Annotated in this window: 13 protein-coding genes; all 13 read left to right on the plus strand. The window is 31.7% G+C overall.

What is annotated here, in order from left to right:
- Window positions 1-457 precede the first annotated feature (457 nt).
- Window positions 458-1,297 carry a KilA-N domain-containing protein gene (locus SA378_RS02345; protein WP_318524397.1) on the plus strand — a complete coding sequence of 280 codons (840 nt, stop codon included), beginning with the start codon at window positions 458-460 and terminating at the stop codon, window positions 1,295-1,297.
- Between the two features lie 357 nt (window positions 1,298-1,654).
- Window positions 1,655-2,278: a sugar transferase gene (locus SA378_RS02350; protein ID WP_318524385.1), complete on the plus strand. Its 624-nt coding sequence runs from the start codon at window positions 1,655-1,657 to the stop codon at window positions 2,276-2,278.
- A gap of 10 nt (window positions 2,279-2,288) precedes the next feature.
- Window positions 2,289-3,179, plus strand: a complete 891-nt coding sequence (locus SA378_RS02355; RefSeq protein WP_318524386.1) for an SDR family oxidoreductase — start codon at window positions 2,289-2,291, stop codon at window positions 3,177-3,179.
- 27 nt (window positions 3,180-3,206) lie between these two features.
- Complete coding sequence (locus SA378_RS02360) at window positions 3,207-4,316, plus strand: glycosyltransferase family 4 protein (protein WP_318524387.1); 1,110 nt, start codon at window positions 3,207-3,209, stop codon at window positions 4,314-4,316.
- A gap of 18 nt (window positions 4,317-4,334) precedes the next feature.
- On the plus strand, window positions 4,335-5,654 hold the full coding sequence (locus tag SA378_RS02365; RefSeq protein WP_318524388.1) for a nucleotide sugar dehydrogenase: 1,320 nt from the start codon (window positions 4,335-4,337) through the stop codon (window positions 5,652-5,654).
- A 68-nt stretch (window positions 5,655-5,722) separates the two neighbouring features.
- Window positions 5,723-6,961: a hypothetical protein gene (locus SA378_RS02370; protein ID WP_318524389.1), complete on the plus strand. Its 1,239-nt coding sequence runs from the start codon at window positions 5,723-5,725 to the stop codon at window positions 6,959-6,961.
- A gap of 45 nt (window positions 6,962-7,006) precedes the next feature.
- Window positions 7,007-8,146, plus strand: coding sequence for a glycosyltransferase (locus SA378_RS02375; protein WP_318524390.1), 1,140 nt, complete (start codon window positions 7,007-7,009; stop codon window positions 8,144-8,146).
- On the plus strand, window positions 8,143-9,243 hold the full coding sequence (locus SA378_RS02380; protein ID WP_318524391.1) for a glycosyltransferase family 1 protein: 1,101 nt from the start codon (window positions 8,143-8,145) through the stop codon (window positions 9,241-9,243). Before SA378_RS02375 ends, SA378_RS02380 begins: the two co-directional genes overlap by 4 nt.
- Before the next feature lies 1 nt (window position 9,244).
- Window positions 9,245-10,444, plus strand: coding sequence for a glycosyltransferase family 4 protein (locus tag SA378_RS02385; protein WP_318524392.1), 1,200 nt, complete (start codon window positions 9,245-9,247; stop codon window positions 10,442-10,444).
- Complete coding sequence (locus SA378_RS02390) at window positions 10,434-11,186, plus strand: GT-D fold domain-containing glycosyltransferase (protein ID WP_318524393.1); 753 nt, start codon at window positions 10,434-10,436, stop codon at window positions 11,184-11,186. The genes SA378_RS02385 and SA378_RS02390 overlap by 11 nt, the downstream gene beginning before the upstream one ends.
- Window positions 11,187-11,219: 33 nt before the next feature.
- Window positions 11,220-12,197 carry an SDR family oxidoreductase gene (locus tag SA378_RS02395; protein ID WP_318524394.1) on the plus strand — a complete coding sequence of 326 codons (978 nt, stop codon included), beginning with the start codon at window positions 11,220-11,222 and terminating at the stop codon, window positions 12,195-12,197.
- Between the two features lie 284 nt (window positions 12,198-12,481).
- A complete protein-coding gene (locus SA378_RS02400) occupies window positions 12,482-14,044 on the plus strand; it encodes a lipopolysaccharide biosynthesis protein (RefSeq protein ID WP_318524395.1) in 1,563 nt (520 codons plus the stop codon).
- A gap of 220 nt (window positions 14,045-14,264) precedes the next feature.
- The coding region (locus tag SA378_RS02405) for a GDP-mannose 4,6-dehydratase (protein ID WP_318524396.1) at window positions 14,265-14,740 on the plus strand (476 nt) is incomplete at its 3' end.

The raw sequence follows: 14,740 nt of genomic DNA on the forward strand, positions 1-14,740 counted from the left end.
ATTTGAAAAATATCGAATTGTTCAAGATAGGCTGTTTAAAAGCGACTTTGATAAGCTTTTGGAAAGTGGAAAAGATGAATGATCCAACTATCAAGGAATCCTTGACGGTTCAAAATGGACAATATGATGTAAAATGATTTAAAAAATAGAAAGCACAAATATTGTGGAGAACGAGTGTTCAAATACAATATGTTGCATATTTTTATCCTTTCAGCATAATCATGTGCGACGTGAGTATGGTGAAGTAATTAGAGCCACAAGATATAGCATAAGACTTGTCAAGAGCTATGCCTGTTATGCAAGATGTAGATTAGGTTAACTACTCGAAAAATTCGATGAGTTGGTCAAGGTATGATAAACTATTTCCGAACCTGTGAGGATTACTTACAAGTTCAAATTATATAAATATCCATGAACAAACTTTAGAATGCTGTGATGAAGGGGGGAGATATCCATGATGCCTAAAAATAAGAAAATAGATGTTCAGGTAAGAGGAGTTGTCATCAACACAGTAAATAATGAAGACTACATTTCAATTACCGATATCGCAAAATATAAGGATGAGAAAAGAACAGATTATATTATTCAAAACTGGTTAAGAAACAGAAATACTATAGAGTTTTTAGGTATTTGGGAAAAACTCAACAACCCAGATTTTAATCCCATCGAATTCGAGGGGTTTAAAAATCAAGCAGGTCTTAATAGCTTTGTACTCACATCAAAGAAATGGATTAAAGCAACTAATGCTATCGGTCTGATATCGAAAGCAGGAAGGTACGGTGGAACATATGCACATAAAGACATTGCCTTTGAGTTTGCATCGTGGGTATCCGTTGAATTTAAGCTGTATCTCATAAAAGAGTTTCAAAGACTAAAAGACCAAGAGCAAGGTCAATTAGACTGGAATATTAAAAGGAATTTGACAAAGATTAACTATCAAATTCATACAGATGCAATTAAAGAAAATCTTATACCAAAAGAGTTAAGCGGAAAAGAAAAGAGCATAATCTACGCTTCTGAAGCTGATGTGCTTAATATGGCTTTGTTTGGAATGACCGCAAAAGCTTGGAGAGATAATAATCCGGAGAAGACTGGAAATATAAGAGACTATGCTAACGTATCTCAATTAGTGTGCTTATCAAACCTTGAGAGTTTAAATGCAGTTTTGATTAATGATGGATTAGAACAGAGTCAAAGGCTAGAAAAGTTAAATAAAATTGCCATAAGTCAGATGAAAATTCTCGTTGATGATGGGGATGAGTATCTAGCTATAGGGACGAAAGAAGATAATGAGTGAAATGTTGGTAGGAGATAGAAAAACATCGACCACTGCTTAAAGCTAGTTAAATCAAGGATTTACAGAAAAGGTGGTCGAAGTGGTCGATAAAATCGGAAACTTTTTGATTGGATGTATATATCGACGTGAGTATGGTGAAAGGATAAATAAGCTGTAAGGCAGTAGTATCAAGGGTTTCAACATAACCATCAAATGTACTAATGTTACAGAAGCATTACACGTCTAAGCATCCAAACAAGAGCCATATTTATGCAAGACATAGTGCTCGATTAAGCACCACATACAACATATAGATCAAGAAAATAAGGTGTTCTACACACCACCAATATACATTTACATAGGGCAGGAGGAACTGACATGGTTTATTTAAAAATCAAAAGATTAATAGATATCATACTTTCAACTTTAGGCCTTATCATTTTATCTCCTGTTTTTTTAGTACTCATTATAGCAATCAAGCTTGACTCCCCTGGACCTGTTCTCTTTAAACAGAAAAGAGTAGGGATCCATAAGAGTCATTTTCATATATTGAAGTTTAGAACCATGAGGATTGATACGCCAAAGGATACACCAACTCATCTACTGGAGAATCCTGATCAGTGGATTACGAAGGTAGGTAAGTTTCTACGCAGAACATCTTTGGATGAATTACCACAAATCATCAATATCTTTAAAGGTGAAATGAGCATTATCGGCCCTCGTCCAGCTCTTTGGAATCAGTATGATCTTATTGAAGAAAGAGATAAGTATGGTGCGAATGATGTGCCTGTTGGTCTTACTGGATGGGCGCAAATTAATGGTAGAGATGAACTTGAGATTGATGTAAAGGCTAGACTTGATGGAGAGTACGCTGAGAAGATTGGGTTTATGATGGATGTCAGATGCTTCTTTGGGACGATATTTAGTGTTCTTAGGAGTGATGGTGTTGTTGAAGGTGGGACTGGGACGAAAAAAGCTGATAAAGAGTCAGTGAAACATTAGGGGTGAGCAGATGTTATTAATGACAGGGATTACAGGACATACAGGCAGATATTTTCTACAAGAACTTATTGATCATAAATATGAAGGACCAATCCGCTGCATCGTTAGGGAAACATCTGACACTTCAATGTTAGATAACAGCGGATTAAATATTGAGAAGGTTTATGGAGATCTCAACAACAAGGAGTTCGTGAGAAAAGCTGTCAATGGAGTATACAATATCATGCACATCTACAACATCCATCATTCACCGATGATTGTGGAAGCAGCTATCGAGAACAATGTAAAGCGAGCAATTTTAGTACATACAACAGGTATATATTCAAACTTTAAATATGCATCTCAAGGATATAAGGATGTGGAAAAGAAAGTCGCAGAAATGACTTCAAAACCCAATTGTCCCACTAAAGTTACTATTCTAAGGCCAACGATGATTTATGGCGATCTTTGTGACAGCAATATGAGTAAGTTTATTAAGATGATAGATAAATTTAGAGTCATGCCGGTTATCAACGGTGGGAGAAGTCTAATACAACCAGTAAATGCTAGAGATTTGGGAAAGGCATTCTATACAGTTCTCATGTCTCCTGAAAAGACAGCTGGAAAAGCATATGACTTATCAGGTGAAAAGCCTCTACAGATGATAGAAGTTTTTAAGATGATAAGCGATAACCTGAATAAGAAAACAACCTTTGTTAGTGTTCCTCTAGGATTTGGAGTGTTTTTAGCAAGAGTAGCTAAGGTACTGACTCTTGGAAAAATAAATTATATAGAAAGAGTTCAACGTATGGGTGAAGACAGGAGTTATCCTCATGATGAAGCCAAGAAAGATTTCAATTATAATCCGATGAGTTTTGAAGAGGGCATTCAAATTGAAGTAAATCAATATTTAAAGAAGTAACTAAGTGATGAAAGTAGGATTGACAATATGAAAATAGCTGTACTCTCAAGCCATACGTCATCACTATTTTGGTTTCGTATGGATATGATGAAAGATTTTATAAAACATGGACATAGCGTAATAGCTTTAGGACCAGAACCTGAATCAAACTGGAAGAGCAAGTTTGAGGAAAATGGAATTCATTATAAGCAACTCTTTGTAGAAAGAAATGGTATAAATCCGTTTAGTGATTTAAGAACTTATCGTGAGCTTAAGCAATTTATGAGAGAAGAGAAGCCAGACAAAATATTTGCATACCAAGCAAAAACTGTAGTTTACGGAAGTCTGGCAGCAAAAGCTAATGGCATTAATGAAGTATATCCACTGATAGCGGGTCTTGGATCAATTTTCAGAGGAGAAGGGCTTAAAAACAAAATAATCAAAGCAATAATGAAGACTGAGTATCGTTTAGCATGCAATGCAAGCAAGAAGGTGTTTTTTCAAAATAATGATGATAAGAAAGAATTTATTAATAATGGACTTATTAAAGAAGATAAAGTTGTGATCATTAATGGATCGGGAGTTAACCTTGATAAATTCAAACCAGAACCTTTACCTGAAACGCCAGCATTTCTTTTTATCGGACGATTAATTAAAGATAAAGGGGTAATGGAGTATCTTGAAGCGTGCAAGAGAATTAAGGCTGAATACCCTGAAGTAAGATTTTTGCTTGTGGGGCCTTATGATAGCAATCCATCTGCATTACAGCCAGAAGAGTTGCAGCCTTTCATAGATGAAGGAATTACTGAGTATTTTGGAGAGCAGACCGACGTTAGACCATATTTAAAACAATGCAGTACTTATATATTACCTTCTTATCATGAGGGGACACCTAAGACTGTCCTTGAAGCAATGGCAATAGGGCGATCAATTATAACCAGTAATGCTCCCGGATGTAGAGAAACTGTCACAGATGGATACAATGGGTTCCTCGTACCTGTTAAAGACGTAAATGGTTTAGTTGATAAGATGAGAATTCTAATAGAAGATCAAGAAACAAATAGGATTATGGCAGAACGCAGCTTGAAACTTGCCAAAGAGAAGTATGATGTGAATTTAGTCAATAAATCTATTATGAAAACTATGGGATTATTATAGTGAGAAGGAGAAATGGAAATGAACTTATACGAAAAAATCAAAAATCGAGAAGAAAAAATTTCACTTGTAGGTCTTGGTTATGTTGGAATGCCAATTGCAGTAGCATTTGCTAAAAAGGCAGAGGTTATTGGATTCGATATTAGTACGGAGAAAGTTGAGTTATATAAAAAAGGCATCGATCCAACTAAAGAGGTTGGAGATGCTGTCATCAAAGAAACTACAGTAGAATTCACTGCAGATGAAAGCAAACTTAAAGAAGCTAAGTTTCATATCGTTGCAGTTCCTACGCCTGTAAATGCTGATCATACGCCCGATCTAAAACCTGTAGAATCAGCAAGTAGAACGGTTGGCAGAAATCTTACAAAAGGATCTATTGTTGTATTCGAATCTACTGTTTATCCAGGTGTTACAGAAGAAATCTGTATTCCAATTCTTGAAAAAGAGTCTGGAATGAAATGCGGTGAAGATTTCAAAGTTGGGTACTCCCCTGAGAGAATTAATCCTGGTGACAAGGTACATAGACTCGAGACAATTGTAAAAGTTGTATCAGGTATGGATGAAGAGTCTCTTGATATTATAGCAAAAGTGTACGAACTTGTGGTTGATGCCGGAGTACATAGAGCAGAGTCAATTAAAGTTGCTGAAGCTGCAAAGGTTATTGAAAATTCACAGAGAGATATCAATATTGCATTTATGAATGAGCTTTCCATCATCTTTAATAAGATGGGAATTGATACAAAAGCAGTACTAAAAGCAGCAGGAACGAAGTGGAACTTTCTAAACTTCTTCCCAGGATTAGTTGGTGGTCACTGCATAGGTGTAGATCCATACTACCTCACATATAAAGCTGAGCAGCTAGGATACCATTCACAAATTATTCTTTCTGGTAGAAGAATAAATGATGATATGGGCAAATACGTGGTTGAGAATTTAATTAAAAACCTGATTAAAGCAGACGTACCAGTAAAAGATGCAAAAGTGGCAATTCTAGGATTTACATTTAAAGAAAATTGTCCTGATACTAGAAACACTAGAGTCATTGATATTGTCAACGAGCTTAAAGAATACGGAATTAATCCGATGATTGCAGACCCGGAAGCTGATGCAGATGAAGCAAAACATGAGTATGGCATTGTCTTTGATTCAGTAGAAGACATTATAGAGATGGATGCAGTTATTGTAGCTGTTGGACATGACCATTTCTTAAAATTCACTCAAGAAGACTTCAATAAGATGTTTAAAAAAGGATCTAATGAGGGCAAGGTATTGCTTGATATCAAAGGAATTTTAGATAGAAAAGAATATGAAGTAGCAGGATATAAATATTGGAGACTTTAGTGAGCTAATATCTGTTGTTAATTGTAAATCAATCAAAGGTTAAAAATCATGTTTTAAGGAGCAACTCTATGAGAATGATATTTATGATTGTCTCTACGATAGGATTGTTATTACTATTTGCGAGAAAAAGGAAGTTTGATATTTTTAGTGTTGCGTATGTTTCAGCTTGTATATATTTTATACCGGGTTATTTTGGATTCGTTAGATATCCTCTAATACAAAGACAAATTCCAATTCATAATCTAACATATATCGTAATGATACTTGTGTTGATATCATTAATGGTTTTTAGTTATCTATATGATAAATCTAGCAATAAATCGGTAATAAATCTAGTAATTAAAGACTCGAACTTTACTAGCGGAATTGTATTTATTCTTGCAATTATTGGTTTTATTATGATGATTGCTACTTCTGGTGCTGTTATTTTTAGCCCTGATAGAGCTGAAATGGCAGGAAGTCTAAATCGCTGGTATACATTGATGCGTGTTAGTGCATCTGTTTGTGCAGTAATCTCATATAATGAGGGTAGTAGAAAAAAAACGTTGTTAAGTATGATAATACTGTTATTTGATGTTTATTTAGGATCAAGAACAACATTTGCAATTACAGTAGTTGCAATTATTTTAAGCCATTACTCAACTAAAGAAAAAATGAGATTTCTACACAATAATATCAAAAAGATATTGTTGATTTCAACATTTGGAGTTTTTATGTTTGCGTATAAACATATATATATTTATGTAAAAATGTTTGATTGGAATAGAATTTATAAAGAAATAACAAGTTTAGATTTTTATTATCGAGCATTTACTTTTTCAGAGCCATTTAATACACAAGCAATTCTTAATAAGGTTATTACAGAAGATTACTTCATCGGACTATCTCAATTTAAAAGTATAATCTATCAAGCGGTTTTGTTTGCGCCCTCTTTTGGTGCTGAAATCAGATCATTTAATTCATTCTTCCAAAATGATTTATTTGGAAATGTTTCTTGGGGAATGGCGGATAATATATGGGCTCAAATGTATAGTGGGGGCAGATGGGGCTTATTAATCATATTTATTGTAATGTTCAATATTTATATTTTAGTTCTATCAAAATTAATTAGATTTAAAGACCCTACAATAAAAGGTTTAGCTTCATTACTAAGTTTATATTGGGTTTTCTATATTCATAGAAATGACTTATCATATCAAATCAATTTGCAAAAGAGAGTCATCTTAATATATCTTGTTGCATTATTAATTTCGATTATTATAAACGGTACTATCGTAAAGAAAAGAAGATTAAAACAAGAGAGTTGAATTAATTGTCAGTAGTTCAATAAGTGTCGTGAGGGTGTGGTAATTATGACAACAAAAGACAACATGGATTCATTATCAAAGCCTAGTCCAATTAGAGTTTTGCATGTTTTGGGTAACTTGAATAGGGGTGGTGCTGAATCTTATTTAATGAATATTTACAGGAAAATCGATCGTTCTAAAGTGCAATTCGATTTTATTATTCATACCAATGAAAAATGTGATTTTAGTGATGAAATAGTTGAATTAGGTGGGAAAATTTATTCTGTACCTAGATTCTCTGTAAAATCAAGTATTCGATATATTAAAGAATGGAGTAAATTTTTCAGAAATAACTCAGAGTATAAAATTATCCATTCACACATTAGAAGTACAGCAGCAATAATTCTATTGATTGCAAAAAAATATGGGTTAGTGACAATTTCACATAGCCATAGTATTTCATCAGGGAGTGGTTTTGTAAGTGTAATAAAAAACGGACTGCAATATTTCATAAGATATATAGCTGATTATAGAATAGCGTGTTCCCAGAATGCTGGAAAGTGGCTATTTGGCAATAAACCATTTAATATAATGAAAAATGCTATAGACGTTAACAATTTTTACTATGATCGTGAAATTCGAGAAGAAACAAGAAAATCTCTTGGATTAGACAATGATATTGTAATTGGTCATGTAGGTAGTTTTACGTTTCCTAAAAATCATATTTTCCTTTTAGATATTTTTAATGAGATAGCAAATCAAAATGCTAGCGTGAAACTACTACTTGTAGGTGATGGGCCTTTAAAAGATGATATTATCCATCATGCAAAAAAACTTAAAATTATAAATAAAATCATTTTTACAGGAGTAAGGTCTGATATTCCTGATTTATTAAATGCAATAGATTTGATTGTTTTTCCTTCAAGATATGAAGGATTTCCAGTAACTATGATTGAAGCACAAGCAACTGGGGTTAGTTGCCTTATATCCAAAGCGATAACAGACGAAGTGCAAATTACAGACTTAGTTCATTATATGTCACTAGAGAATTCGCCGAAAGAGTGGGCAAATAAAAGCATCGAATTAATAAAACCATGCAATAGATATTCTTACTCAAATGAAATAATTAAGGCTGGATATGATTCTATATATCAATCAGATGTGCTTACGCAATTTTATCTTAAGATACAAGGAGAATTTAAATGATTAGAATACTTAATATCATGGGAACCATGAATATGGGAGGCGCAGAAACTTTTTTAATGAAAGTTTACAGAAATATAGACCGGAAAAAAATTCAATTCGACTTTCTAGTTAGTAAACCGGGCGTGTATGACAATGAAATTATTAGTTTGGGCGGTAAAATTTTCACTATACCTCTAAAGTCAAAAAGCCCAATAAAGCATCATTTAGCGATTAAAAACATTGTAAGAAGTAACAACTATAAAACTGTCTTAAGATGCTCTAGTCATACCTTAGCATATTTAGATTTTTTGGCTGCCAAAAAAGGAGGCGCCACTAAATTTATAATGAGATCTACTAGTTCAAAGGGAGAACCGGGTGTTTTTCCAGCCATGCTTCATAGACTATTTAGAAGAAAATTAAACGAAATAACAACTTTTAAAATTGCACCTTCAACAGATGCTGGTATTTGGCTCTTTGGAGAAAAGACTATTTCCGAAGATAAATTCACTTTAGTTAATAATGGAATTGAAGCTCAAAAATTTATTTTTAATGAAAATAGTAGAATAATGATTAGAAATGAATTAAATCTTGAAAATAAATTTGTCGTAGGACATATTGGAAGGTTTACTGAAGCAAAGAACCATGAATATTTATTGAAAATATTCACTAAAATAGTGAAAAAGAATAAAGAATCTATTTTACTTCTGATAGGAGAGGGAGAATTAGAATTAAAAATAAAAAATATGATTAATTCCTATGGATTGAAAGACAACGTAAAGATATTAAATAATCGACTTGACATACCTGAGTTACTTATGGCGATGGATATTTACGTTTTTCCATCGCTTTATGAGGGGATGCCAAATACTGTAATCGAAGCACAAGCAACTGGCTTAAAATGTTTATTATCAGATAGAATAACTAAAGAAGTTAAATTAACTAATCTTGTTGATTTCTTGCCAATTAATATTAGCGACGAAGTATGGGCAAGAAAAGCATTAGAAGTAGTTAGAGGTTACAAAAGAGAAGATATGAGTGAGGAAATTAAATCTTTAGGATATGATATAGAAGCTGTTTCAAAATGGTTTAAAAATATAATACTAGAGGAGTTAGAATGAAATGAATATACTGTTTATAGCTCCTAGATTTCATACTAATCAATTTTTAATAGTTAAAGGATTGCTTAAAAATGGACATAAAGTAAATTTTTTTGTACAATCGTTTGGGGCAACTGAAGATCATAGCTTGGTTTCACCAATATTAATGCAAGAATCATTTGTTTCAAAATTTATAAATAGAATTATTAAATGTATTAATAATGGAAACATCAATAAAGACAGTAATCTATCAATATTATTTTTTTTCCCATCTTTCATCTGGCTCTATAAGAATATAAAGGATTTCAAGCCTGATGTTGTTGTGTTTAGAAATCGAAATTTAACAACTTTAGTTGGAAATATTATATGTAAAGTATTAAAAATTAAAGCAAGAATTTTATATAATCAGACTGAGTTGTACTCTGGAAATAATAAGAGAACTGACATTAAAGAATACTTTTTATCTATCATAAAGACTTTTCTATTTCCCAGCGTCAGAATAACGCCTGTACTTTTTAGTGATTTTAAAAATAAAAATAAAAACAAAAGAATTAGTCCACAAGACTATTTTGTTCCATTCATTAATGAAGTGGATGAAAGTGCACTGAATAGAAAATATTTCAAATCAGACAAAATAAATATTTTAGATGTTGGTAAATACCGAGACTATAAAAATCATTTTTTACTTGTGGATGCAATTAAGCATTTGCGCAATCCCCAAAATTTAAAAGTGACAATAATTGGTCAAATTTCTAGTGAACAGGAAGAGAATTATTTTTCAAATTTACAAGAATATATTAAATCAAAAAAACTTGAACAGGTTATTCATCTCAGAAAGAATGTAGAATTTAAGTGCATGAGTAATATTTATAGAGAAAATGATATTTTCATATTAACAAGCAAAAAAGAGGTCGCTTCAATATCAATTTTGGAGAGTATGGCCAATGGTTTAGTGACAATAAGTACTGACTCGAATGGAACAGCGTCATATATTTTAGAAGGTGTAAATGGATACATTTTCAAGACTATGGATTCGATAAGCTTATCGTCGATCATTAATAAGCTAATAAGCAATCAATCCCTGATTGAAAGAATGGGAAGAAAAGGAATGGATGTAATAATGAATAGTTACTCTTTTGATGAATTCTATTCAGCATTTAACAATGTATTAGAAACAGAATTTGAACTTAGTTTAGTGAGTGAGGTCAATGATGAGGAATAGTTTAAAATTGAAAATTATCATTTTTAATTTACTATCTTTCTACGGGGTAAAGAATTTTTCGTATTTGAATGATAGCGAAACCATTGAATATTTGCTTAAAAACAAGAAATCATTGATTCGATGGGGGGACGGAGAGTCTTCATGCCTTTTATTAAAGGATATATATTTTCAAAAAACCAGTACTGAACTGTCAAGTGATCTAAAGAGCATACTAGTAGAGTATAGTGCTGAAAACTCAAAGTATTTATTAGCAGGACCTAATAAATATTTAAGCGCTGATATATTAACCTTATTGTATGAAAATAAATTATTAACCTGGATCAAATCACGATATGTGTTTATGAAATACATTAAAAGGAGCAATGTGTTAGGAGATGCTTTTGTTTTCCGTCCACTTTCTCAACTTTCGAATGAAATAGTAGAAAAGTTGTGGATAAATCATAATATTATTTTAGTTCACCCTGAAGTACGAGTTTTTGAAGATTTTAAAAGAAAATACTCTTCAAACAAAGTTATGTTTATTCAAATAAAAAGTGAAAATGCATACAGCGAAATTAATGATATATCTAAGAATATATTTAATAGTGGTTTCAGCAAGTCTAATACTAGAATACTTATTAGCGGTGGTCCAGCAGCAAAAGTTATCATTAAACTTGTTTCAGATAAGGGATACATCGCATACGACATGGGCCAATATTTCAAATGGAAGTTTTATAATAAATTCAATGAAAAAGGAATATAATGAAAAGTTTATACTAAGGAAGGAGAAGATATAATGGGATTTGAAAATATAGAGTTTGAAAAAGATAGTGTGTTTCTTGTGACAGGTGGAGCTGGTTTTATTGGCTCCAACTTGTGCGAGGTTTTATTAGATAAAGGTTATAAGGTTAGATGTCTAGATGATCTTTCCAATGGTAAGCAAACCAATGTGGACTTATTCATTGATAATCCTAATTATACTTTTATCAAAGGAGATATAAGAGATATAGATACGTGCATAAAGGCTTGTGAGGGCGTTGATTACGTTCTTAATCAAGCAGCTTGGGGGAGTGTTCCTAGAAGCATTGAGATGCCGTTGCTTTATGAAGAAATCAATATCCGAGGAACACTAAATATGATGGAAGCTGCTAGACAAAACGGAGTGAAGAAGTTTGTTTATGCATCAAGTTCCTCTGTTTATGGTGATGAACCAAATCTCCCCAAGCAAGAAGGCAGAGAAGGAAATTTACTATCACCATATGCACTGACAAAAATGGTTGATGAAGAATATGGAAAGCTTTATTCAAAACTTTATGGTCTAGATACATACGGACTAAGATATTTTAATGTGTTCGGTAAGAGGCAAGATCCCAACGGAGCTTATGCCGCAGTAATCCCAAAGTTTATTAAACAGCTACTTAATAATGAACAACCAACAATAAATGGAGACGGGAAGCAAAGTAGGGACTTTACTTATATTGAAAATGTGATTGAGGCTAATCTAAAAGCATGCAAAGCTCCATCTGAAGTTGCTGGTGAAGCTTTTAATATTGCATATGGTGGAAGAGAATACTTGATTGATGTTTACAACTCCCTTTGTAAAGCCCTTGGAAAAGACATTGATCCAATCTTTGGACCTGATAGAAAAGGTGATATAAAGCATAGTAATGCTGATATCAGTAAAGCTAGAGAAATGTTGGGCTATGATCCGAGTTGGAGTTTTGAAAGAGGAATTGAAGCTGCAATAGAATGGTATAGGGAAAATTTGATGTGATTATAAATATTAAGAAGCTTATTTAGTATGGTGTTCATAAATGATTTTCCTTTTTTGTTGTTCAGTTTATCTAATTAAGACTTTTGAATCGGGAAAAATATATATTCTGGTATCAATCAGAAATCTAGGAAAAGGTAATGTTAATACGAGTATATAAATTTGATTATAATAAAATGCACACATATTTTTAAAATAACTAGTCGAATGAAGTTAAACAAATAGCTTCTTTAGAGTGATGAAGATTTTAGCATCTTCATAATTCACTAGATTCTCGGAGGAGAATAATGTCTAGAAAAATAAATTCATTAAAAAATTTTCAATCATCAATTATTAGTGAAATCATTTCAATAGTATTGAAATTTATAACAAGATCAATTTTTATCGCTATCCTTGGGACAGAATACTTAGGTATAAGTAGTCTGGCGACAAACATATTATCAATGTTGTCCCTATCAGAAATGGGATTTGGGGCAGCTATAACATTTCATCTGTATAAACCCCTTGCAGATGGAGATATAAATAAATTAAAATCAATATTGGGTTTTTTTAGTAGAATTTATAAATATATCGGATTTATTATATCAATACCTGGGATTCTGTTAATTCCTTTCCTTTCTTTTTTCATTAAAGACGATGTTGGTTCAATTAATGTAAAACTCATTTTTGCGTTTTATTTATTCCAAACAGTATCTTCTTATTTTTTCTATGGGTATAAGCATAGCGTTATTAGAGCAAACCAGAAAGAATATATTATTAGTATAACTAAATCATATTTTTCAATATTGAATTCAATTTTACAAATTGCAATTTTGTTGATTACTAAGGATTTTTATTTTTATGTATTAATTACAGTTTTATCAAATGTATTGATGAATATGAGTATAGCACGTAAAGCTGATAAGTTATATGGTTACTTAAGAGATAAAAATGTTCCTGAAATTGAGCGGGAGGAGAAAATTAGAATTTTCAAAGATGCGTATGCAATATTCTTCTATAAGATTTATGACAAAGTACTAAATTCTACTGATACTATTATAATTTCCAAATATATTGGATTAACTATGCTTGGTATATACTCTAATTATTTGATGATACTAAATACATTGCAAATTTTCTTGTCTAAATTTTATACATCAATACTTGCTAGTTTATCAGATCTCTATGCTAGAGAGGAAAATGAACGCTCATATATGTTGTTTAAAACGATAAACCTCATAACTACTTTTACATTTGGGTTTTTTGCAATAACAATTAACAATACAATTAACACATTTATTATTCTTTGGATAGGACCTAAATATACATTAAATGAAAGCTTTGTGGTGCTTTTTTCAATATTAATATTATTAAATGGATATAGAGTATTTTTTGATACTTTCAGAACCTCAATGGGCTTATTTCAAAAGGCTAAATATAGACCAATATTTGGAGCAATTATCAATATTTCATTATCATTGATTTTTGTTAGAATATTTGGCATAAGTGGAGTACTTTTAGCAACTGTTATTGCGAATTGTTTAACTTATATGTGGTACGATCCTTATATTATATTAAAATTCGGATTTTCTAAGGGTATTACCATTTTCTTAGTTGATAATTTTAAGTATTTATTGTCATTAATTGGTTCCGCTTTTTTAGTAAAGTTGGCAATTTCATTTTTTGAATTAAATGGACTAGTTGAAATTATTGTAAATATTGCTCTAAGTATGGTATTTATGATATTAACCTTTGGTCTTCTTTATTTTAAAACAGAAGAATTCAAGTTCTTACAAAGTACTTCGTCAACAATCATCAAGTCAATATGGACTAAAATATTAAAAAAAACTAATTTAAATAGAACTATTTAAGAATTTATAAATTTAAAGTCTTATTTGTGGATCAATAATGACTTATGCAAATTTCGTTTGATTTATTGATCGGTTAAATCATTAATAATCTGAAATTATAAATCACACGAATATATTTTGTCATATATATGTGTAAACTTTTTCAACGTATTAGATATGAATATTTAAGAAGTATGAGAATTTACTAAATAATTTTATAACCTAAAAAGGAGATGCAACTATGAAAACAATTCTAATTACGGGAGTTGCTGGCTTCATAGGTTCTAATGTAGCCAAAGCTTTAGTTTCAGATAATAACATTATCGGATTCGATAATGTCAACGATTACTATGATATTGGGTTAAAAGAATATCGTCTTTCTAAATTTGAATCATCCCCTAACTTCACATTCATAAAAGGTGATTTAGCGGACAAACAAGCAGTTGACTCGATATTTGAAGAGCATCATCCTGATATTGTTGTTAACCTAGCAGCTCAAGCAGGAGTGCGTCATTCTATTGATAATCCTCAGGCCTATATTGATTCTAATTTAGTAGGTTTTTTCAATATTTTAGAAGCATGTCGTCATAATCCAGTGGAGCATCTTGTATATGCTTCATCTTCATCTGTTTATGGTTCTAATAGAAAAGTGCCATATTCTACAGAGGATAAAGTAGATAACCCTGTTTCACTTTATGCAGCGACTAAAAAGTCAAA

The organism is Sedimentibacter sp. (genome assembly GCF_033447055.1).
Lineage (GTDB): Bacteria > Bacillota > Clostridia > Tissierellales > Sedimentibacteraceae > Sedimentibacter.

Excerpts from the sequence above, each read along its gene's own strand:
- SA378_RS02370 (WP_318524389.1), top strand. The coding sequence starts at position 5,723 with ATGAGAATGATATTTATGATTGTCTCTACGATAGGATTGTTATTACTA.
- SA378_RS02390 (WP_318524393.1), top strand. The coding sequence starts at position 10,434 with ATGAGGAATAGTTTAAAATTGAAAATTATCATTTTTAATTTACTATCT.
- SA378_RS02385 (WP_318524392.1), top strand. The coding sequence starts at position 9,245 with ATGAATATACTGTTTATAGCTCCTAGATTTCATACTAATCAATTTTTA.
- SA378_RS02355 (WP_318524386.1), top strand. The coding sequence starts at position 2,289 with ATGTTATTAATGACAGGGATTACAGGACATACAGGCAGATATTTTCTA.
- SA378_RS02395 (WP_318524394.1), top strand. The coding sequence starts at position 11,220 with ATGGGATTTGAAAATATAGAGTTTGAAAAAGATAGTGTGTTTCTTGTG.
- SA378_RS02375 (WP_318524390.1), top strand. The coding sequence starts at position 7,007 with ATGACAACAAAAGACAACATGGATTCATTATCAAAGCCTAGTCCAATT.
- SA378_RS02345 (WP_318524397.1), top strand. The coding sequence starts at position 458 with ATGCCTAAAAATAAGAAAATAGATGTTCAGGTAAGAGGAGTTGTCATC.
- SA378_RS02365 (WP_318524388.1), top strand. The coding sequence starts at position 4,335 with ATGAACTTATACGAAAAAATCAAAAATCGAGAAGAAAAAATTTCACTT.
- SA378_RS02380 (WP_318524391.1), top strand. The coding sequence starts at position 8,143 with ATGATTAGAATACTTAATATCATGGGAACCATGAATATGGGAGGCGCA.
- SA378_RS02400 (WP_318524395.1), top strand. The coding sequence starts at position 12,482 with ATGTCTAGAAAAATAAATTCATTAAAAAATTTTCAATCATCAATTATT.
- SA378_RS02360 (WP_318524387.1), top strand. The coding sequence starts at position 3,207 with ATGAAAATAGCTGTACTCTCAAGCCATACGTCATCACTATTTTGGTTT.
- SA378_RS02350 (WP_318524385.1), top strand. The coding sequence starts at position 1,655 with ATGGTTTATTTAAAAATCAAAAGATTAATAGATATCATACTTTCAACT.